Consider the following 21,086-nt stretch of genomic DNA (forward strand, 5'->3'; position numbering starts at 1 on the left):
AAAATGGAATATTTACTATGAATTTGCTAGTATAGTGGGTGTGTATGGTTTATATTATCCACCGGAGGAGGATTACAGTTATGGAAATTCGTTACGCTACTAATCCGACAGAAGCTAAACAATATGACACAGAGCGTCTGCGGAAAGAATTTTTAATTGAAACTCTGTTCGTTCCCGGACAGCTTAACTTGGTTTATAGCCACGTAGATCGTATTATTACAGGGGGCGTCATTCCGACTAATGAACCGATTCTGCTCGATGCGGATAAAAAAGAAATGGGCTCCGACTTTTTCCTGGAGCGCCGCGAGATCGGAATTATTAACATTGGACCTAAAGGAACGGTTACGGTGGACGGCACGGACTATGAGCTGGAAACCAAAGACTGTTTATATGTAGGAATGGGCAGCAAAGAGGTAACCTTCAAGAGCGCGGATGCTTCTCAACCGGCGAAATTCTACCTCAGCTCCACTCCGGCGCATAAAACTTACCCGACAGTGAAAGCGGCACTGTCCGATGCTCAGCCGAACCACCTCGGATCGCTCAGCCAATCCAATGAGCGGACGATTTACAAGTTTATCCACAATGAAGGAATCCAGAGCTGTCAGCTCGTTATGGGCATGACGCTGCTTGATCCAAGCAACATGTGGAATACAATGCCTTGCCATACGCATAATCGCCGTGCAGAAACTTATCTGTACTTCGACATGCCGGAAGATGGAGTAGTCTTCCACCTGATGGGCGAGCCGACGGAAACCCGCCACCTCGTTGTTCGCAACGAACAGGCGATTATCTCCCCAAGCTGGTCGATTCATTCCGGCGTCGGGACAAGCAACTATACGTTCATCTGGGCCATGGCCGGTGAAAACCAAGAGTTCAGCGATATGGATATGGTGGACATGAAAGATTTGAAATAAGAACTGTGAGCCTTCCTTCGGGAAGGCTTTATTTTTGTTTAGCCAGGAAATTAAAACATTTCCCTTTTCTGTGGATAACTTTATGGTGGAATTCAATCCCATATCATATGAAGAAATAACAAGGATTGAAAAAGGTGCAGATGTAATCAAACCAATATTTATAGAGTGATGGGGAGCAGACATATTAGGGGTAAACATATAAATACTGAAAGATCACTCTGCGAGTTTCAGGGATTTACATAAAGGTCGTTTCCTAAAAGTTATCGTGATGATATTAAAGAAAGGGTAGGGGGGCTGGGGGAAACTGGGGAGATCCTCCGAAAAACCTGGTAAACCCGGAAAATCCGGTAAACCCGGTAAACCCGGTAAACCCGGAAAATCCGGAAAATCCGGTAAACCCGGTAAACCCGGTAAACCCGGTAAACCCGGTAAACCCGGTAAACCCGGAAAATCCGGTGAGCGCTGGTAAGACTCGTAAAACCTGAAGGAGCCATTGATTGCGGAATACAGTTTGGGTTTTGCACGATATGAGATGTTTTACGAGGGAATAATTATTGTAGGGCAAGACTCCGGATTAGGGGGCCTAGCCGAAATGTGCAGTCGCGGAGCATGTTTTGCTCCCTTTTCGACAGTTCGATTGCAAATATGCAGTCGATGGACGACTTTTTCTCTCATTTTGAGAAATCTACTGCAAATGTGCAGTAGATTCGTCCCTATAGGCCCGAAAAAGGGATGAACTAACGATTTGACTGCAGATTTGCAGTCAATGGACGGAAAAGAGCGAATTTCGGCCTAAACGACTGCACATTTGCAGTCGTTTGTCAGCGGGGTGCCTAGCCTACCTGGCAGCACGCTCCACTGTGCTTAATCTGCCTGACAGCACGTTCCGCTGCACCTAACCAATGTCGCTCTGCCTGACAGCACGTTCCGCTGCACCTAACCAATGTCGCAGCACCCGATTTGCACTTGTCCATCTTCATAAGACACCGTCAGGCATTTATCCTTGTGTACTATTTTTCGCAGTCGATTTTAGCGATCGCCTTTGTTTGCCTCCCCCTTATCATGACCCGGACAATATAACCGCATTAGCCTGGCGGTCTCCTCATCCAGCTCCGCCTTGCGGCTGTATAGCGAGGTGATTACTTGATCACGAACCTCTTCCCGCAAATTTTGCCCAAATTTAAACTTGGCCGTCATGTCCATAATGTTTATTGCGACGACAGCTACTCCTTTAATCCTTGCAGCATATTCCGGGTCTTCGGCTGTGATCGGTCTGAAGCCTCCTTCGGGCTGCAGCTTTTGCATGAAGGCTTGCAGTGCCTCGGCTTTTTCTGCGGAATCCTCCACCATTTCGGCGGTGCCCTTAACCCAGACCGACTTGAAGTAAGCGGTGGCGGGACAAGCCAATTCCGGGTCGGTATAATACGAAGGGATCAGAGCGTATTCTTTCGCTACGAGGAAGGTGACCTTGTCGGAGGTCTTTAGATGTTTCATTTTTTGCCCAAATCTGCTACCGTGAAAATAAATTTTCCCCTTGTAATAAACAAAATTGACCGGTGTAATATGAGGCCAGCCGTCTTCGTTGACTGTTCCCAAACAGCCGAAAGTCATTTCATCGAGAAACTGATCGATTTCCTCCTGTTGTTCCATCCTGAATTCTTTTCTTCTCATGGCTTTACTCTCCCCTTCATGTTTATGCCAAAAAATTTATAAAGACGGTCCATTCAAACTCCCATCCCAATTATCCTGGGTAACACAATAACCGATGCTTAGTTGCAGCAGGAACGCTGCGCTCACTTCTTGCAAATTATTTTAATAGTTTCATTGACATGAAAAAAGATCCACTTTACTATGCTTTTAATAGACCATTGAGTCGGAAGGAGGAAATCCGCCAATGGATTTTCAAGTTGCTTATTTCGAATATGTTAAACGATCCCCCACTAAATATGAAGCTTTATACCAGGCAATCAAGGCAGCGATTATGGAAGGACGTCTGGCCTACGGGATCCAACTGCCCTCGACACGGGAACTGGCCAAGCAGTATTCTTTATCCCGGGGAACCGTTAACGTTGCTTATGAAATGCTGGCGGCGGAAGGGTACACCTCTTCAGAGACGGGCAAAGGGACGTTCGTGGCGAAGAAGACGATACTGGGCGGACGAGCCGGAGGAAGCGGACGAACTGATCGCCCCCTGGTTCCACTTTATTTATCGGAGTGGGGGGAGCAGCTTTTGGCGTTGCCGCTGCGAGCTTTTGCCCCGGTGACCCGGACAGCCCATAACCGAATCAGCTTTCATCTAGGCGAGCCGGACTTGTCGGTTTTTCCAAAGGCCTTATGGAATAAATATTTATACGCTCAAGTTAGAAAGCAGAGTGAGCAGCCGATGGCGGATGCGTATCATACAGCGGGCCATGGGCCGCTGCGGCAGGCTATCGCTCAGCATTTGGGCCGTACCCGAGGGATACGCGCCGAGCCGGACGACATCGTTATCGTGAACGGATCGATGCAGGCGATCGGCTTGCTGGTGCAGCTGCTGGTTCGTCCCGGGGACGAAGTCGTAGCGGAGAATCCGGGCTATGCCGGCTTTCGCCACTCGGTTCAGGCAGCAGGAGGCCGGATTCTGGCAGCGAACGTGGATCAGGGAGGGATCGTGCCGGAAGCTTGGGATGCCCGGCTCGCGCTGGTTACTCCCGGCAGGCAATTCCCGACCGGCTGCGTCATGACGATGGAGCGGAGAATGAAGCTGCTGGAGTGGGCCTCCGATAAGGGAGGTATCCTTATAGAGGATGATTACGACAGCGAGTTCCGCCATCGCGGCAAACCGTACGAGCCGCTCAAAGTGCTGGATGAGGAGGACCGGGTAGCTTTTATCGGAACGTTCTCCAAAACGATGCCGCCCCGTTTAAGAATTGGCTATGCCGTGCTGCCTCGCTGTTTGCGGGAGGTCTTTATCAAAGCCAAACAATTGCTGGAGCCGCATTCCAGTTCTTTGCTGGAGCAGGGTGCGCTGGCCGCAATGATGAATAGCGGTCAATATGAACGGCATTTGCGAAGAATGCGGAGAGTGTACAGCCGCAAATATTCGATTTTGTTGGAGCGGATGCGGGCCGGGCTGCCTCATTTATTCCAGCCTGTTGAAGCGGATGCCGGCTTGCACTTGTTTGCCTGGTGGAAGCAGTCACCTGAGCAATTTAGCGAATATACGGCGGCTTGTAGGGAGGAAAGGGTCGAATGGTCGGATTCGTCATTTTATTATATTCAGGATGTTAAAAGCTCGGCCTGCTTCGGGTTTTCCCATCTGAGCCTGCCTGACATGGAAGAGGGGGTCGAGCGGATGATCCGGGCCTGGCACCGGATAAAGTAGCCGGGCTGGGCCAGTAAGGCTTGAATTTGACTTTAAAAAGCCATTCCTTGTCACAAATCGGGGCGGCACGGTTGTTATATCTAGTGAAGAAGGGGCCCCATCTGAACAGAAAGGAGTGCTTATGAACAACAAACCCGATTCGCCGATCCTTAAGCCGGGCGAGATAGAGGCGGTGGTCGATCAGGTTAAGCATGGAGAGACGGAATCGTTTCAATTTCTGGTCGAGCATTTTCAGCGCCAATTACATGTATACTGCTTTCACATGCTGGGGAACAGCGAGGAAGCGAAGGATGCCGTTCAGGATATTTTTATAAAAAGCTATGAGAACCTTCAGCGCTATCATCGAAAGACGTCTTTCTCGGCATGGCTGTACAAGATCGCCTATTACCACTGCCTGAATCTGCTAAAAAAACGAAAAGGCTGGCAGCGACTGCTGTCCATCTATTATTCCCGGCAGGTTAACGAGGAGAAATCAACCGGATATTCCGGGCGGATAGACGGGCTTTTGGATCGTTTGACTCCCGAGGAGAGACAATATTCTGTTGTTAAGAGCGGTGGAAGAGCACAGCTTTGGAAACTGGAGTGATTCTGGGGAGCAGGCCGGCCACGGTGCGTAAAAAGTACGAACGATTGCGGAGAAAGCGAGGCGGTTACCCGTGAAAGCTTTGGAACCTCCACATGAAGATCACAGAGATCAAGTAACCGATCATATTAAACAGCGGATTCAAAATACGAGCTTGCCCGTGATCGATTTTACCGGTTCGGTCATGGAGCGGATTCGTTCTTCCTCCCTGGAAGGAACGGCACGTCCAGCTGCATTGCACCATCCAAGGAAGCTCGCTTTTCGGGCCGCCATCATTGTGTGTGCTATTGCGGTCATGAGCGGGTTCAGCTACGCGATCCTTAACGATCTGATGCTAAAGGACGATCAGGGCCAAACGGCGATGGAAGTTCGCAAAGCGAGCGATATGGCAGAACCGCCGGAGATCCGTGATATATTGGCTGAAGTGAGGACAAAGCTGGAGCCGGGCGAAAGTGCCACGGTATTTATCGGAACGAGCCAGGAAGAGATCTCGGAAGGGAATAGCGAGTATATATATGGCACAACCCGTCCATACGAGTTCGCCTCGCTGGAAGAGCTCTATGACAACCTGGACACCCCGTATGCTGATTTGCCCCAACCTCCGGAGAGAGTGGCCGGGTATACTTTGCGCCAATCCTTTCTCCTTCCAGGTCCAACCGATCCTTCCTCCGACTATATTTTTGGAGACACAAGCTTGGGTGGGTTGGAATATGCCTATATCAAAGGAAAATCTGAAGGAGTAAACGGTCTGCAGCTACAATATGCATGGGATGATAAAGACCTTGCCTATGTAATGAATATCAGCGAGGAAATGATGATCTACTACGACAGCGCTCCTTCTGCGGATTCGGTCATTAAGCTGGAGGGGATCGAGGCTTATTGGAGCCGAAATGGAGAGCTGGGCGCAGTCAGGTGGTCGCAAAAGTCAGGGGAAATGATGCAAAACTACACCGTTGTGTCCAGCAGTTCCAGTCAAGAGGAACTGATCTCCTTCGCCAAAGAAATGATTAGAAACAACGCCCGATAGAGGGCCAGACTGGATCATAAGGTGTCATGTGGATTTTTGGATTGTCCATCTAAAGCCTGAAAAACCTCCGGGCCTCTATATAGAGGCATCCGGAGGTTTTTCGTTGTTACAAATATAGAATAAGGTGCAAGTGTGCACTTCAACTCTTTCATTTTTGCATTTTTTGAGATTAGGGTGCATAAATGCACTTTAATCTTCACAATTCTCGAAAATCGACGTTTTCGTTTAAATTAAGGGGTACTTTTGCGCTTTAATTGCCCCAAATGGGTAGACGTTGGAAATAAGAGGTACCTTTGCGCTTTAATTGCCACATATTGAGCGGCCACTGAAATCAGGGAGCGCCAAGGAGATATCACTGCGCTATGATTTTAAAAAAAGGGACGCCGACTGTAACGGGACTATATTGCTTTGGCCCCTATTCCTCTCCCATCTCCGCATTCCATTCTCTTATTTTGCGATCCGACGGCAGCAGCATCGTCAGGATTCCCATCAGAGGCAGAAAACCGCATGCGGTCATCATGAAGGTGATCGAGGTAAGGTCGATCACCTTCCCTAAGGCGACGGCGCCCAAGGCGCCCATACCGAAGGCCAGGCCGACAATCAGGCCGGAGACGGTTCCGATCTTGCCGGGCATTAGCTCCTGCGCATAAACGACGGACACCGAGAAGCTCGACAACACGATAAATCCGATGACGAGAAGCAGCACGAATGCCCAGACCGGACCGGCATAAGGCAGCAGGATGGCGAAGGGAGCAGAACCCAGCATAGAGAAGAACAGGATATTTCTGCGACCGAATCTATCCGCGAGCGGTCCTCCCAGCAGTGTGCCCAAGGCGCCTGCCGCGAGGAAAGCAAAGATAAAATATTGTGCTGTTTCTTTGCTAATGCCAAAGTTTTCTATCGCGTAGAAAGAATAGTAGTTCGAAATGGCAGCGTGATACCAGGAGCGGACAAAGACCAGAAACACGAGCAAATACAGAGCGATGGTAACCTGCCGTTTCCGCTCGGTCAGCGCTGCGGAAGGCCGGACATTCCGGACTTTCGGTTTGGGCGGATGGGCGATCATATAATTGCGATACCATCTGGCAATATAGAATTGGACACCAATGGCTGCTGCGGCTACCAACGTAAACCAGGCCGCTCCCGACAGTCCCAGCCGGTAAAAAATAAAGATCGCCATAAGCGGGGCCAAAGCTTGCCCTGCATTGCCGCCTACCTGGTAAATTGACTGAGCGAGCCCTCTCCTGGCGCCGGCCGCCATATAAGAGACCCGCGAGCCCTCGGGATGGAACACCGCAGATCCCAGCCCAACGAACAGTACGGAGATGAAGATCATCGTATAATTGTCGGCGAACGCGAGCGTAAGCATTCCGGCAAAAGTAAATACCATGCCCAAAGGAAGCAGATAGGGCGACGGCTTGGTATCAGTGTAGGCTCCGACAATCGGCTGCATGATGGAAGCCGTAAAGTTGAGCGCAAAGGTCAACAAGCCGATTTTGGTATACGACAAGGCCATCGAATCCTTCAAAATCGGATAAATAGCCGGAAACACGGCCTGAATCGAATCGTTAAATAAATGAACAAGACTGATTAAAAAAAGAACCCGATAGAGGGTCGGTTTAGGTTCCGGCCGGGCGATCCCCGCCGTTAAAGCTGGTTGCATGATACGTTACCTTCTCTCTAATGGTGCAGATTGATTACTCTTTAGGCTGAAGCGTTCCCAGACGCTCCCCTACCTTAACTTTGCTTCCGACAGCCAGGTCGTTGCGCGGATCGAAAGTTCCGTTCTCCGCCAGCAGCACGACCGTGGACCCGAATTCAAAATAAGCGAGCTCATCCCCCGCATTCAACTCATTAGGCAACGGCTCGACATAGCGAATGCTGCTTACGTTCATCGCTCCTACTTTGACGACTGCCAATTCACCGAAGGTATGGCGGATATAAGTGATAAGCCGCTCATTGCGGCTGAGCACCCGGCGCATATAACGCAGGCCGAATTCGTTCACCGGGTAGACCTTGCCGGGGATATGCTCTTTTTCGATCACCTTTCCGGTTACCGGAGAATGGATGCGGTGATAGTCTGTAGGGCTTAAATAGAGGACGAAATAAAATCCGTCGGTGTAGTTCAATTGTCTCGGGGACTGGTTTAGTAATTCCTGAGTCGTATAATCCTGCCCCTTCACGTTAATAATTTGTCCGGCTTCAATCCGCCCCATGCCCGTTATGGCAGCGTCTACAGGACTAACCAAAGAAGCCTCGGTATTATCGATCGGCCGCAAGCCTGGCTTAAGACGCCTTGTAAAAAAATCGTTCAACGACAAATATTCCGCCACGGACTTCTCGGCATCTTCTATTGGAATCCTATAAGATTTGGCGAACCAGGGAATGAGCGAACGGCTTAGTTTGGATTTGGCAAAAGCTCCGGTTAGTCTGGAAACCGATTTTCGCGAAGATAGTTCGGTAAGTAAACGAAAGAATCGTTTCGCCATATTAGTGTAGTCTCCTATATTCCCAAAATAAATATCTCTGTGGACTATCTTGACATAGAAGGAACGACAAATCAATAACGGAATCGATAGTTGTTTACTAAGATTCGCTTCTGTAGTACATTCAAAAGGATGTTATCGATTACAACAATTCATTGAGAGGATGAATGGAAATGCCGCTTATGGACCTGCCCCTATCCGAGTTACAACAATATCAACCTAAGCTGACGCTTGAGCCGGACTTTCAAACGTTCTGGGATGACGCCAAACAGCAATCGGCTGCAGTTCCCCTCAACGCCAGAATCGTTCCGGTCGATTATCCAGCCAAGAATGTGTCTGTATACGATGTGACTTATGATGGGGCGGACGGTACACCTATTCATGGCATCTATCTGGTTCCTAATGAATCTATGGCTGCACCCCCGATGCCAGCTATGGTTAAATACCACGGGTACGGCGGAAGAGCGGGGAGGCCGCATGATTATCTTCATTGGGTTTGTATGGGCATGGCGGTTTTTGCGATTGATATCAGAGGGCAGGGCGGGTTATCCCCGGATTACGCTCAATACCCGACCGGTGGAGCACCGGGATGGATGACGCTAGGCATTCTTGATCCGTCATGTTACTATTATAAGCAAGTATATCTGGACTGCATTCGAGCTATCGACTTCGTATGTGAACGCAAGGAGATTGATCCTGCCCGGATTATTGTATCGGGCAACAGTCAGGGAGGCGGCTTGACGCTGGCCGCAGCGGGATTGGACGATCGGCCGAAGCTGGCCTTGCCTCTCTATCCGTATTTATGCGATTTTCGCCGATCGCTGGAGATGTATACGACCGGTCCCTATGATGAAATCAAAAACTGGTTCCGTATCTATGATCAAGAGCATGCACAAGAAGAGCGAGTCTATCGGACGCTTAGCTACTTTGACGGGATGAATCATGCCGCTCAGGTCAAAGCCAAGACGATGATGGCCATTGCTCTTCAGGACACAACCTGTCCGCCTTCTACCTGCTTCGCCGCTTTCAATCATCTTCCAGGGGAGAAGGAAGTGAAGGTGTATAATGATTTCGGACATGAAGGTCTCCCGTTTCATGAGCTTGCGATGATGCAATTTGTAGAAAAGCATCTGTAAAATCGGGAAATCCGTTCCGTCATTCATAGCTTTCACATAATTCATTCACTGCAGTGAGGACCGCCGTTTATCCGGCGGTCTTTTTGGCGACCCTATAAGCAGGGGTGAGCTTATGAAAATCTTGCTGATAGCGGCCTCCATTGCCGTTCCAATCCTTATGCTGGCGTTGGAAAAGAAGTTTCCACATCTACGTCGGTGGTATTCTTTAGTGGCATTGATCGCCGCCTGGGGATTCGGCATTATAACGATTCTATCCATCTATGATATTCTCCGGGACGGAACTGTATTTATGACCCATATTCATCGGGTCTTTCTTAATCCGGTTTTTCTGGGATCCGGAGCCTATTTGGGCAATTATGGAATCTATCAGATAGCCAGTCTAGTTTGGAATAATCCTTCGCAGAAAGGAAGCCAACGAAAATAAAAGCGAACCTTTCTGTTACTGGTAAAAACCTCTTATCCGGGTCGTTTGACAAAAGAAAAAGCACATTCGACAAAATTAGAAGCTGCTGCGCCTAAATACATCCCATTATATGACATACTAATTCGATGCGCTAAGGTATACTTAAATTATGTTATCTATGCTGTGTCGGGAAACTTTAACTGTTCAGGCTTCAATATTTCAAGAGAAGGGAGAGCAGGAAATGGCATACGGTAAAGTATTTTGTGTGGAGTGCAATCATTTGATTTCCGAAGAGAACGCCAGATCTGTTTTTCAAACAGGGTTTTATCGGAGAGGAGTTCCGCTCGGGCAATGTCAGGAATGCATGGAGAGCAGTACTCCCCATCATTCGGTAACGGACAGGTATATAGTCAAGTTGTAGAATGTCAATCGAATTACTCTGTATCATATCGCTCCGCAGCCGTTTATATTAAATCGACAGGAATTAAGGATACAGGGGGAAGATGAATAAGGAACCCGCAGGACAAGCTGTCCTGCGGGTTCTGCTGCGTTGATAGATGAGTTACAACTTATAGTTTAGGATAGTCTGAACTTGGAGATTGCGTCCTGCAAATCTTGTGCGACTCGGGTCAGATCGTTAGCGGAAGCGGAGATCTCCTGCACGGCTGCCAGCTGTTCCTCTGTCGTGCCGGCTACCGTCTGCGCATTATCCATAGACTCCCGGGCTATAGAGGAGGATTGCTCCACGGAAGCCAGAACCTGCTGGGAGCCTGCGGACATTTGCTCGGTGACGGCCAAAGCTTCGTCTAATTGCCCGCCAATCCTTCTAATCGCCTCCAGAATAGCCTCGAATGCTTCCCCTGCTTGATTGACGATAGATGTTCCTTCCTCCACATCACGGGAGCCTTGCTCCATCGAACGGACGGCACTCTTCGTATCCCCTTGAATTTCTTCCACGAGTTGGCTGACTCTTTGCGCGGATTGCTCCGATTGAGCGGCCAGGACACGGATTTCTTTGGCTACTACCGCAAAGCCTCGGCCCTCCTCCCCGGCTCTCGAAGCTTCAATTGCTGCATTCAACGAAAGAATATTCGTTCTGCCGGCAATAGCGGATATATCATATACGATCTGGCCAATCTCGTCTGAACGGCGCTGCAGCCGGTCAATGGCTTCTGCCAACTGCTTAACGGAAATTCCGATCGTTTTCATTTGGGTTACGGCTTGTTGGGCCAGCTCGTAGCCTTGATCGGCCTGCTTCTCCGCATGATGGGAATTATCGGTGATGAGGCCTGCGGACTCGGCGACCTTCTGAATCCCGATCGTCATTTCTTCCATGGCCCGGGACATTTCCTCCGTTCTCACCATCGCATTCTCGGCGCCTTCCGCCATCTCTTGAATGCTTTGCGCCACGTCGTTGGAGGACTCGGCGGTCTGTTCCGCGCTGGCCGCTAGCTCCTGGGAGGATGCGGCGACCTGCTCGGAAGCTTCACTGGCTTGTCTAATGACTGTGCGCAAGTGCTCGACCATTAGATTGACCGCCTCCGCCATTTGTCCGCTTTCGTCCCGACTGCGGGTGATAATCGGCTCCACCGCCAAATTGCCCGACGCAATTTCATTCATGGTTCGGGTGACGCGGGAAAGAGGGGAGGCTATCAATTTAGCCAGAGAGCCTGCCACGATCAAGCCGATCACTAACCCGACAGCAATCGCTACCTGTCCAAAAGTGACGCTAAAGCGATATTCCTCTTGAGCTTGCTCTCCCGCCTGATTGGCCATTTCCCAGTTCAAAGCGATAAGAGGATCCAGCACTTCCTTAACTTTTTCTAACAAAGCCGCTCCGGCTTCCAACAATCGATCGGCTTCGTTTTTATCCGTCCGGCTCGTTTCGACCAATTGATTGCTCATGGCCAAATATTCCGACCAGCGGATGATTAATTGGTCGTACAGTGTTCTTTCCTCTTCGATAGTAATGTTACCCTCATAACTGGCTAATAGAGACTGGATATTATCGATTTGCTCCAGCCGCTCCTTAGCAGTCACATCTTCCATTTCCCCGGTGGACAGGACATAGAATAACGTTTTGGAACGAAAATCGTTTAATGCGGCCTCCATTTGGATAATAGTGGCCATTCCCGGCATCCAGTCGGTCAGAACCGCGTCCATTTTATTGTTAATACTCCCCATTCTGGACAGGTTCATAAACGAAGAAATGGTGGTCAGCATTAATAGAATCAGGAAGCCCCCCATTATTTTTTTCCCAATAGTCATTCGGAATGTTGATTTTAATATTCGTCCAATTTGCTCCATGCGGCACCTCTATGTCCATTATTTTAAGTTCAAGAAATATATCGGTTTTTTCGACAAAATTCAACATAGTTTTTATTGGTCTCAGAAAAAAAATTTTTACATCCCCGTCGTTTCCGGCGAAAAATCGCATCATTTTAATCAATAGCAGCGGCGAAAAGATATGTTCAAAAGCGTATTTGTCTATTTTAAGTAAATTGCATTGCAAAATTGTGAACTGTGACTTAAGTCATAGTGGAAGGTGAAGCTGGCTCCTACAATAGCTTTAAGAAACGCTATGGAAAGGGGGAGTAAAGATGCCATCACCAATTTCTGCCAAGAACGAAAAATCATCTCGAATCTCGTCTCCGATTAAAGCAGAAAAAGAAAATTTAAGAGGGACGTTTGCCGCGGTTATGATGCTGGGGGGCTTTCTCATACTGACCTGGCTAGGAGTATTTCTTCTATTCATCGCTCGAAATTAACAAAATAACCCCGCAAAGTGACGTGTGGCCTTCGAAGCGCATTCCATCCGCACCCTGACAGGGTCGGCGTCTAAACCTTCCTCTAATCGCGGTCGATCTTGCTGACTTGGCTTCGAAAGGGGTGTATACATTACTTTGCGGGGAGCCCCGGAATTAAATTCTATAAGGACAAGGAAACCGCGAATAAAGGAGTGGCTGTTATGCACATTCATCGGCTGGAAAAAATATGGTTAATCTTCGGAATATCGATGCTGTTCGTATTTTTGGCGGTGCTTGGAGTCGGCACCTTCGCCATGGGTGTCGCTCCGCCGGGCGGTCATCATCATGCGGTCGATCCGGATACCGTAATGGAGAAGGAGCCCTTCAACAATCCGGGGCTGCGGGAGATTGGCGAGAATGAATACGAGGCGGTCATGCTTGCTTTTGCGTTTGGCTATAGTCCGGAACGAATGGAAGTTCCGGTTGGCGCCAAGGTTCATTTTATCGTCACCAGCCCGGACGTCGTTCATGGGTTCGCTATTCCGGGAACTAACGTGAACATGATGGCTGTCCCCGGTGAAGTCAACTCGGTCAGCCATACCTTCAAGGATCCCGGCGAATATTTGATTCTCTGTAACGAATATTGCGGAGCCGCCCACGAGATGATGATGACGACGATAATCGTACAATGACCGACAGTTTCGGGAGGATGGAATCTATGAAGACAGATACGAATCAAGCGTTGCCGATAGACCGCCGTGATTCTAAATTGGTCTTGGCGCATATCCTTATTGCTTTTGGGGCCTTGCTTCTCGGCGGGATCGCCGGACTGCTGCAAGGAATGGTTAGAGGCGGGATGATTACTCTTCCTGCGGACATCGGCTACTATCAGCTGTTAACGGCACATGGAGTGCTGATGGCTCTTGTCTTTACCACCTTTTTTATTATCGGATTTATGCTTTCGGGAGTAGCGAAGACGACCGGCGGACAATTGCTTCCTTTAGCAAGAAGGCTGGGCTGGATCGGATTCGCCATGATGACTGCCGGAACAGTCATCGGGACCATCTTCATATTGTTGAACAAGGCGACAGTTCTCTATACTTTCTATGCGCCTATGCAGGCTTCTCCCTGGTATTACATTGCCTTGGTCCTGGTGGTCACCGGAAGCTGGATGAGCGGGATAGCTATTTTCTATAATTACCGGCGTTGGAAAAAATCGAACCGCGGCAAAATGTCGCCCCTCTTCGCCTTCATGGCCGTAGTGACCATGACGATGTGGATGGTAGCTACGCTCGGGGTCGCCTTTGAAATTGTATTCCAGTTAATTCCCTGGTCCTTTGGGTGGGTCGAGCGCGTCAACGTAATGCTGAGCCGCAGTTTATTCTGGCTCTTTGGACATCCGCTTGTCTATTTCTGGCTGATGCCCGCATACATTTGCTGGTACGTCGTGATTCCCAAAGTCATCGGCGGCAAATTATTCAGCGATGCGCTGGCCCGCCTATCCTTTCTACTGCTTCTGCTGTTCTCCATTCCGGTAGGCTTTCACCATCAATTGATGGAGCCGGGCATCTCCAGCTTTTGGAAATATTTGCAGGTTGTGCTGACGATGATGGTCGTTATTCCGTCCCTCATGACCGCGTTTTCGATTTTTGCTACGTTTGAGCGGACCGGCAGACTCCAAGGAGCGACAGGATTATTTGGCTGGTTTAAAAAGCTTCCCTGGAAGGATGTCCGTTTCTTTGCCCCTTTTATGGGAATGCTGATATTCATCCCTGCCGGGGCAGGGGGGATTATCAATGCCAGCAACCAGATGAATGCGGTAGTGCATAATACCCTTTGGGTGACCGGCCACTTTCATCTGACGGCGGCGACGAGTGTCGCACTTACTTTTTTCGGAATCACCTACTGGCTTATTCCATCTCTTACGGGACGCACATTGACTTCCCGCATGCATAAGCTGGGGATCGTGCAGACCGTCATCTGGATGATTGGGATGTTCTTCATGTCGGCTTCCATGCATACGGCGGGCTTGTTTGGCTCCCCTCGGCGCACAGCTTACACAACTTATCAGGACCATCCAGATGCCATTTTCTGGATGCCGTATCACGTAGCGATGGCAGTCGGCGGAATTATTTTATTCGCAGGCCTCGTTCTGATGATCTACAATGTCATCTCATTGCTAAGAGCGCCTAAAGGGTATACCGAGTATCCTATTGCCGAATCGGAGGAATCGCCGGAGCTAACTCCCCGACTGTTTGAGCGCTGGGGAGTCTGGATTACGCTCGTCGTCGTCTTGGTTCTCGTCGCTTATTCGATGCCGATGATGGATATGGTGAATCATCCCGTTCCGGGCTCGAAGCCGTTCGTAACCTGGTAAATTGTCCCTGTAACGCAAACATCCCGCTCCTCTCACGAGGTTCGGGATGTTTGCATACTGGTCAGGGGTGAACGCAGCTAAGTGACTTGGGCTAGATGCGACATATCTCTGGCGGGCAATCAGGGCAACGGACCACGCTCTTCAGATGAGCCAGGTCGCGAATAACGATATGGCCTTTGTCATAGTCGATGACGCCTTCACTCTTGTAGGCAGCCAGCATCCGATTGACACTCTCCCGGCTCGTTCCAATCATATTGGCTAGGTCGGTGTTGGACAGCTTGAGCCGAATGAAAATTCCGTCCTCCGTCGGTTCTCCGTAGGAGTTCGTAAGCCGGATCAAGGTGGAGGAGAGAGCGCCTTTTTTGCCGTAGAGGATTAAATCGCGGAATTTCGATTCGGTCGTCCGCTGCATCAGACTCATCCATTTGATGAATTGCAGGGCAAAGGCTCCGTCTTCGGAAATTAGCCGTTCCAAATCCTTTTGCTGAATGACGGCCGTTTCGGAGTTTTGCACGGCTTTGGCGTCGTATGAATATTGACAGGTGCCGGAGCTGGCAAACTCGCCAAAAAAATCCCCTTCCTGCAAATAGAACAGGATGAGATCTTTGCCGTCATCGGTCGATTTTGTAATTTTAATTTTGCCTTTCTTTACATAATATAGCTGTTCCGCAGGCTCTCCTTCCCAGAAGAGATGCGAGCCCTTGGTTAAATAATGATCATTCATCAGCTTCTGCAGCTGTTCAAAATGCTCTTTCGAAAGAAAATGGGCGATCTGGTAGTTCAACTCGTTGCTCTTCGCCTTGCTCACGTTCGAAGGGGACATAAGAACATTCCTCCCTTGTACTGCGCGGTTAAACCTATTATAAACTATCCGAGGATATTCAAAAAGGCCCCTTTTTAACCACAATGTATACCAAGAAGCCGGATCGAAATCGAACTTTTTGTCCATAGCATAATGAATTCAAGCTATTGAAAAGCGGAAAATCCGATGGTCTCATCGGAATTGAGCTTTAGCACTAGCAAAATGATTTTCTATTTCATAGTCTGTGAAAATAATAAAGTTTCTCTGAGTCTCAAGGGAGGGAAGGGGATGGATTCTAGGTCAATCGCTTTAGCAAGAAAAGTTCTCAATTCATATTCCATTCGTCCAAATTCGATTCAAGTCGTTCAGGGAGGCGGGATGAAAACCGTTTGGATGGTGAACACACTAAAGCGTACCTATTGTTTAAAGAGATTGAAGCATGGTTTGAAAAGAATGAATTTCTCCATTCAAGCCCAGAAATACATTAAAGATCATAAAGCACAGGTGGCCGATATCGTTAAAACGAAGAAAGGCGCTCAATATATTGTTCATAATGGACAATTATTTCTATTGTATGAGTGGGTTCACGGAATAAAGCCCGACTTCTCGTCCAGCTCTGATTTGAAAAAATCGATTGAAGTTCTCGCTCATTTTCATAAAGCATCGGCTGGCTTTGCTCCTCGTACTTCTTGTCGGGAATCCACAAAGTGGGGAAAGTGGCCGATTGAGTATCACAATATGATGGAAGACTTTAAATCATGGGGACGTTCTGATCATTTCCGCAACATAGACGAACCTATCCGTGAGATTATCGGGCAAGGAAAGCACGCGAAAGCTCTTTTGTCCCGCTCCTATTATGCAAACTGGATTAGAAAGAATGAGAAAGTGGTATGCCACCAGGATATTAAGGAAGATAACGTCGTTTTAACGAGAAAAGGCTGCGTCATTTTGGATTTGGATAGTATAACCTATGACCTCCCCCTGCGTGATCTTCGCGATATTATCCATACCGAAATGTTGAAAATTGGAAAGTGGGACTCCAGATTATTTCAAAAGATCATTTCTTGGTACATCTCAGTGAATCCGTTAACTTCAAAGGAATTAAAAGTTCTGTACATTGACTGTTTGTTTCCGCATGCGTTTCATGCAACCGCTGCAAGCGTTTATAAGAAAAGGGAAAGTGTTTCTTCTTCTATACTGACACAAGTAATTGAAATTGAAAGATCGAAAAAAAAGGATTTGCTCCAAAAAATTTAGCAAACTATATAAATTGAACTAATGATTGAATAGCTCATGAAGTGGAGAAAGAAAGATGCTTCCAGGGCGAGTTTTGGCTTTGTATTCCTACCATCCGAAAGCCCATCTATATAGAAGGAATACAAAACAAGATGTTTGAAGCTTCGGAGGCACTTTCCTTCGGAACGGAATGAGAGCTATTCTTTAGTTCAACATATATAGCAAATTGAGAGATATACTATCTGTTGAAATTTTCGGACCAACATAGAGGATAAAAGCCAGGGATATCCCTGGCTTTTGCATGTTCAGATAAGCATTTCAAATTCTTTTAATTCCTTTTCAGGGCATAAGCCAATTTTGGCACAAGTAGTTATTGGTCAGTGTCCCTCCATGGGGTATAGCATATCATTAACCATTAAGATTGAGAAATCTTATAAGACGCGAAAGGAGTGTGCTCTGTGAAAGGTGTAATTCTTGCGGGAGGTTCAGGAACCCGGCTTCGTCCTTTGACGAATATGATCAACAAACATTTGCTGCCGGTAGGAAGATACCCCATGATCTATTACAGCATAAAGAAACTTTACGAAGCAGGGATCGAGGATATTTTGATCATCATGGGGAAGCATTCAGCCGGTTTGTATACCGATTATTTGGGCAGCGGCCAGGAGTGGGGGGTCAGAATCACTTATAAAATCCAGGAGGAAGCTGGAGGAATTGCTCAAGCATTGGCGCTATCAGATGGATTCGTAAATACTGGCGATAAATTTGTTACGCTCCTTGGCGATAATTTGTTTGAGGATTCTCTCGCAAGCTATGTGCAGAAATATGAAGAACAGGATAAGGGAGCCATGGTGATGCTCAAAAAAGTAACGGATCCGCGTAGATACGGCGTTCCTATCCTTAACGAAAACAAAATAATCTTTATAGAAGAAAAACCGTCCACACCTAAATCGAATTACTGTGTGACAGGAATTTACATGTATGATTCAGACGTATTCAAAATCATTAAACAGATTGAACCTTCGAACCGGGGGGAGATGGAAATAACGGATGTAAACAATGTTTATGCCGCTGAAGGCCATCTCGCCTACAGTATTCTTAACGGTTGGTGGACTGATGCCGGTACTTTCGATTCCTTGCACGAAGCGGCAGCCAAACTTTTGACTTTTGATGGTGACCCGCAATGAGTGAGCCATATGATTATCTCATCATCGGAGCCGGTATCATCGGGTTAACAATCGCGCGTGAGATAAAATCAAGATTTCCGGAAAAAAGAGTCGCCATTATTGAAAAAGAATCGGATGTGGCTTTCCACGCGAGCGGCAGAAACAGCGGGGTGCTGCATGCTGGTTTTTATTACACCGCCAACAGCCTGAAAGCGAAGTTCACTCAGGAGGGAAACAAGGCGCTGAGAAATTATTGTAAGGAGAATGATCTGAAAGTTAATTACTGCGGGAAATTGGTAGTAGCAACGAACGAGGAGGAGCTTAAAGGACTCGAGGAATTGAAAAGAAGAGCGGAAATCACCGGCGTCGAATTGCACTGGATGGATGAGACTGAAGTCGCCCGAGTGGATCCTAACGCAAGAACTTACCGAAAAGCGCTGTATTCTCCTTCGACGGCAACGGTTGATCCTATTGAAGTTTGCCAAGCGATGAAAAAAGAAAATGAGCAGAATGGCGTCGTTTTTTACTTCAATACTAAATACGAGACATATAGAGAAGGGATGGTATTTACAAACCATAAATCGTTCCAATGTGCTTATGTCATTAACGCTGCCGGTTTGTATGCTGACAAAATTGCTCATGACTTCGGGTTTGGACAAAAATACACCATTATTCCTTTCAAAGGAATTTATTTGAAGTATGCCAAAAACAAAACGGCTATTCGCACGAATATTTACCCGGTTCCAAATCTGAACAATCCCTTTTTAGGTGTGCACTTTACTAAAACGGTCGATGGCAGCATCAAAATCGGGCCTACGGCAATCCCCGCTTTATGGCGGGAAAATTATACAGGAATCAAAAATTTTCGGCTGAAGGAATTCATCAGCATTCTTTACTATGAATTCAAGTTATTTATTACCAATTCCTTCCACTTTCGAAGGCTTGCCTTTGAAGAAATGAAAAAGTATGTCAAAGCGCATTTTGTTCGTCTCTCGTTGAAGCTTGTAAAAAATATCGACGAGCGGGATTTTGGTTCATTTATAAGGCCAGGGATAAGAGCTCAATTATTAAATAAGGAAAATCTGGAGCTGGTTCAAGACTTTATCATTGAAGGCGACGATCGATCCATACATGTGCTGAATGCCGTGTCACCGGCTTTTACGTGCTCCATACCATTCTCCAAATATGTAGTTGATTCGATTGTGGAGAAACAAGGAGGTCTAGAGCGATGAACTTGATTCCAACGAAACTGGAAGGTGTAGTCATAATAGAGCCGGATGTATACGGCGACCACCGTGGATTTTTCATGGAAAGCTATAATCAAAGCAAATTTGCTCAACTTGGACTCCATTTTGATTTTGTGCAGGATAACCAATCCCTGTCCGTTCAACCAGGCGTGATTCGAGGGTTACACTATCAGATGCATCCAAAGGCTCAGACGAAGCTTGTTCGGGTATTGACGGGAGCGATTTACGACGTGGTTGTTGATATTAGAAAAGGATCGCCGACATTCGGGCAGTGGGTCGGTGTTATTCTCAGTGAGGATAATAAAAGACAATTGGTTGTGCCTAAAGGCTTTGCTCATGGGATATGCACCTTGGTATCCCATACACAAGTGATGTATAAAGTGGATCAATTTTATTCTGCTGAACATGATCGGGGCATTGTATGGAATGATCCCGAACTTGGTGTGGAATGGCCTGTTTCCTCCCCTATTCTTTCGGAGAAAGACAAGAATCAGCCTAGTCTCAAACAGGCCGAAAATAATTTTGTCATGGGAGAGTGATCAGATGAAAACGGTACTGGTGACAGGAGCCGGCGGTTATATAGGCAGTGTGCTCGTTCCCAAGCTTTTAGACAAAGGCTATAAAGTCAAGGCGCTCGATCGATTTTTCTTCGGGGAAGATAAGCTGGAGCCCCATCGTAACTTGCTTTTGATTAAAGAGGATAGCCGGAGAATGAAAGAAGAATATATGGCGGAGGTCGATGCAATCATCGATCTTGTTGCATTGTCCAACGATCCGAGCGGGGAGACATTCCGGGAAGCGACATATCAGATCAACCATATATCAAGAGTAAACACGGCGACTATGGCCAAAAAATTGGGAGTTGGACGGTATATTTTGCCTTCATCGTGCAGTCTATACGGCTTTCAGGCTGAAGATGTAATCGTGAACGAAAACTCTCCGACCAATCCAATCTCTACGTACGCCAAAGCGAATGAAATGGCGGAAAAAGGCATACTGCCTCTCGCTGATGACCGTTTTACTGTTGTTGTTATGCGGCAAGCAACGGTATATGGCTATTCCCCTCGAATGAGATTCGATTTGGCGATCAACGGAATGACACTTGGAGCGTGGAAAAGCGGCGTCATACCTCTGATGAAAGACGGAACGCAATGGAGGCCGATGGTACACGTTCAGGATACAACGGATGTCATGTGTTTATTGCTGGAAGCTGAACATGACAAAATCAATGGTCAAATTTTTAATGTAGGATCAAACGATAATAATTATCAATTGGGTAAACTCGGCGATGAGATTGCCAAAGCGCTGCCCAAAGAAGTAAAGATTCAATGGTACGGAGATCCGGACCACCGTTCCTATCGTGTCAATTTTGATAAAATTGAGCAGGTTTTAGACTGGAAAGCCAAGTGGACGGCAGCAAAGGGCGCGGAAGAAATATATAACGCTCTGGAGACAGGAAAAATATCCGTCATGGAACAAACGATCACATTAAATTGGTATAGGGAACTGATCAAATGGCACCGATTAATTCGGCAAGCAGAATTGTATGGAGGAATTATCGATTTACAGGGGTCTGGTGTAGAGGAAAGGTTTTGATG

General features: G+C 47.6%; 19 protein-coding genes. 14 read left to right on the forward strand and 5 right to left on the reverse strand.

The features are described from left to right. Positions 1–80: 80 nt before the first annotated feature. Positions 81–914: a 5-dehydro-4-deoxy-D-glucuronate isomerase gene (gene kduI / locus KJS69_RS02400; RefSeq protein ID WP_213581401.1), complete on the forward strand. Its 834-nt coding sequence runs from the start codon at positions 81–83 to the stop codon at positions 912–914. Positions 915–1,943: 1,029 nt separating this feature from the next. On the opposite strand, the gene KJS69_RS02405 is transcribed toward kduI, so the two are convergent. Beyond that, positions 1,944–2,585, reverse strand: coding sequence for a pyridoxamine 5'-phosphate oxidase family protein (locus tag KJS69_RS02405; protein WP_213581402.1), 642 nt, complete (start codon positions 2,583–2,585; stop codon positions 1,944–1,946). Positions 2,586–2,808: 223 nt separating this feature from the next. Between KJS69_RS02405 and pdxR the strand changes: the two genes are divergently transcribed. The 3 genes from pdxR (at position 2,809) to KJS69_RS02420 (ending at position 5,888) form a co-directional block, all read left to right on the forward strand. Next, on the forward strand, positions 2,809–4,278 hold the full coding sequence (gene pdxR / locus KJS69_RS02410) for a MocR-like pyridoxine biosynthesis transcription factor PdxR (RefSeq protein WP_213581403.1): 1,470 nt from the start codon (positions 2,809–2,811) through the stop codon (positions 4,276–4,278). Positions 4,279–4,399: 121 nt separating this feature from the next. Further along, entirely contained in the window at positions 4,400–4,864 is a 465-nt protein-coding gene (locus KJS69_RS02415) for an RNA polymerase sigma factor (RefSeq protein WP_213581404.1), read from the forward strand. Between the two features lie 70 nt (positions 4,865–4,934). After that, entirely contained in the window at positions 4,935–5,888 is a 954-nt protein-coding gene (locus KJS69_RS02420; RefSeq protein WP_213581405.1) for a hypothetical protein, read from the forward strand. Positions 5,889–6,303: 415 nt separating this feature from the next. On the opposite strand, the gene KJS69_RS02425 is transcribed toward KJS69_RS02420, so the two are convergent. Continuing rightward, complete coding sequence (locus KJS69_RS02425) at positions 6,304–7,551, reverse strand: MFS transporter (protein ID WP_213581406.1); 1,248 nt, start codon at positions 7,549–7,551, stop codon at positions 6,304–6,306. A gap of 34 nt (positions 7,552–7,585) precedes the next feature. Beyond that, positions 7,586–8,377: an archaetidylserine decarboxylase gene (gene asd / locus KJS69_RS02430; RefSeq protein ID WP_213581407.1), complete on the reverse strand. Its 792-nt coding sequence runs from the start codon at positions 8,375–8,377 to the stop codon at positions 7,586–7,588. Positions 8,378–8,547: 170 nt separating this feature from the next. Between asd and KJS69_RS02435 the strand changes: the two genes are divergently transcribed. Both KJS69_RS02435 and KJS69_RS02440 read left to right on the forward strand, forming a co-directional pair. Next, positions 8,548–9,510, forward strand: a complete 963-nt coding sequence (locus KJS69_RS02435) for an acetylxylan esterase (protein ID WP_213581408.1) — start codon at positions 8,548–8,550, stop codon at positions 9,508–9,510. A gap of 112 nt (positions 9,511–9,622) precedes the next feature. After that, positions 9,623–9,934: a transposase gene (locus KJS69_RS02440; protein ID WP_213581409.1), complete on the forward strand. Its 312-nt coding sequence runs from the start codon at positions 9,623–9,625 to the stop codon at positions 9,932–9,934. 555 nt (positions 9,935–10,489) lie between these two features. Here KJS69_RS02440 and KJS69_RS02445 read toward each other — a convergent pair. Continuing rightward, a complete protein-coding gene (locus tag KJS69_RS02445; RefSeq protein WP_213581410.1) occupies positions 10,490–12,220 on the reverse strand; it encodes a methyl-accepting chemotaxis protein in 1,731 nt (576 codons plus the stop codon). A 293-nt stretch (positions 12,221–12,513) separates the two neighbouring features. Between KJS69_RS02445 and KJS69_RS02450 the strand changes: the two genes are divergently transcribed. The 3 genes from KJS69_RS02450 to KJS69_RS02460 all read left to right on the forward strand — a co-directional run bounded on the left by KJS69_RS02450 (position 12,514) and on the right by KJS69_RS02460 (position 15,037). Further along, the gene (locus tag KJS69_RS02450) at positions 12,514–12,681 is read left to right on the forward strand and encodes a cytochrome c oxidase subunit 2A (protein WP_249730313.1); all 168 of its coding nucleotides are present in this window, start codon (positions 12,514–12,516) and stop codon (positions 12,679–12,681) included. 200 nt (positions 12,682–12,881) lie between these two features. Further along, on the forward strand, positions 12,882–13,352 hold the full coding sequence (locus KJS69_RS02455; protein ID WP_213581411.1) for a cytochrome c oxidase subunit II: 471 nt from the start codon (positions 12,882–12,884) through the stop codon (positions 13,350–13,352). A 26-nt stretch (positions 13,353–13,378) separates the two neighbouring features. Continuing rightward, complete coding sequence (locus KJS69_RS02460; RefSeq protein WP_213581412.1) at positions 13,379–15,037, forward strand: b(o/a)3-type cytochrome-c oxidase subunit 1; 1,659 nt, start codon at positions 13,379–13,381, stop codon at positions 15,035–15,037. 91 nt (positions 15,038–15,128) lie between these two features. On the opposite strand, the gene KJS69_RS02465 is transcribed toward KJS69_RS02460, so the two are convergent. Continuing rightward, positions 15,129–15,860, reverse strand: coding sequence for a Crp/Fnr family transcriptional regulator (locus KJS69_RS02465; protein ID WP_213581413.1), 732 nt, complete (start codon positions 15,858–15,860; stop codon positions 15,129–15,131). A gap of 165 nt (positions 15,861–16,025) precedes the next feature. Here KJS69_RS02465 and KJS69_RS02470 point away from each other — a divergent pair, with 165 nt between their 5' ends. From KJS69_RS02470 to KJS69_RS02490, 5 genes are all read left to right on the forward strand, one after another. Further along, positions 16,026–17,096 carry a CotS family spore coat protein gene (locus tag KJS69_RS02470; protein WP_213581414.1) on the forward strand — a complete coding sequence of 357 codons (1,071 nt, stop codon included), beginning with the start codon at positions 16,026–16,028 and terminating at the stop codon, positions 17,094–17,096. A gap of 437 nt (positions 17,097–17,533) precedes the next feature. Beyond that, positions 17,534–18,262, forward strand: a complete 729-nt coding sequence (locus KJS69_RS02475; RefSeq protein ID WP_213581415.1) for a sugar phosphate nucleotidyltransferase — start codon at positions 17,534–17,536, stop codon at positions 18,260–18,262. Continuing rightward, on the forward strand, positions 18,259–19,473 hold the full coding sequence (gene lhgO, locus KJS69_RS02480) for an L-2-hydroxyglutarate oxidase (RefSeq protein ID WP_213581416.1): 1,215 nt from the start codon (positions 18,259–18,261) through the stop codon (positions 19,471–19,473). The genes KJS69_RS02475 and lhgO overlap by 4 nt, the downstream gene beginning before the upstream one ends. Continuing rightward, on the forward strand, positions 19,470–20,027 hold the full coding sequence (gene rfbC / locus KJS69_RS02485) for a dTDP-4-dehydrorhamnose 3,5-epimerase (RefSeq protein WP_213581417.1): 558 nt from the start codon (positions 19,470–19,472) through the stop codon (positions 20,025–20,027). The genes lhgO and rfbC overlap by 4 nt, the downstream gene beginning before the upstream one ends. 4 nt (positions 20,028–20,031) lie before the next feature. Next, a complete protein-coding gene (locus KJS69_RS02490; RefSeq protein ID WP_213581418.1) occupies positions 20,032–21,084 on the forward strand; it encodes an NAD-dependent epimerase/dehydratase family protein in 1,053 nt (350 codons plus the stop codon). Positions 21,085–21,086: the final 2 nt, after the last annotated feature.

This window comes from Paenibacillus sp. J2TS4, assembly GCF_018403245.1.
GTDB lineage: Bacteria > Bacillota > Bacilli > Paenibacillales > NBRC-103111 > Paenibacillus_L.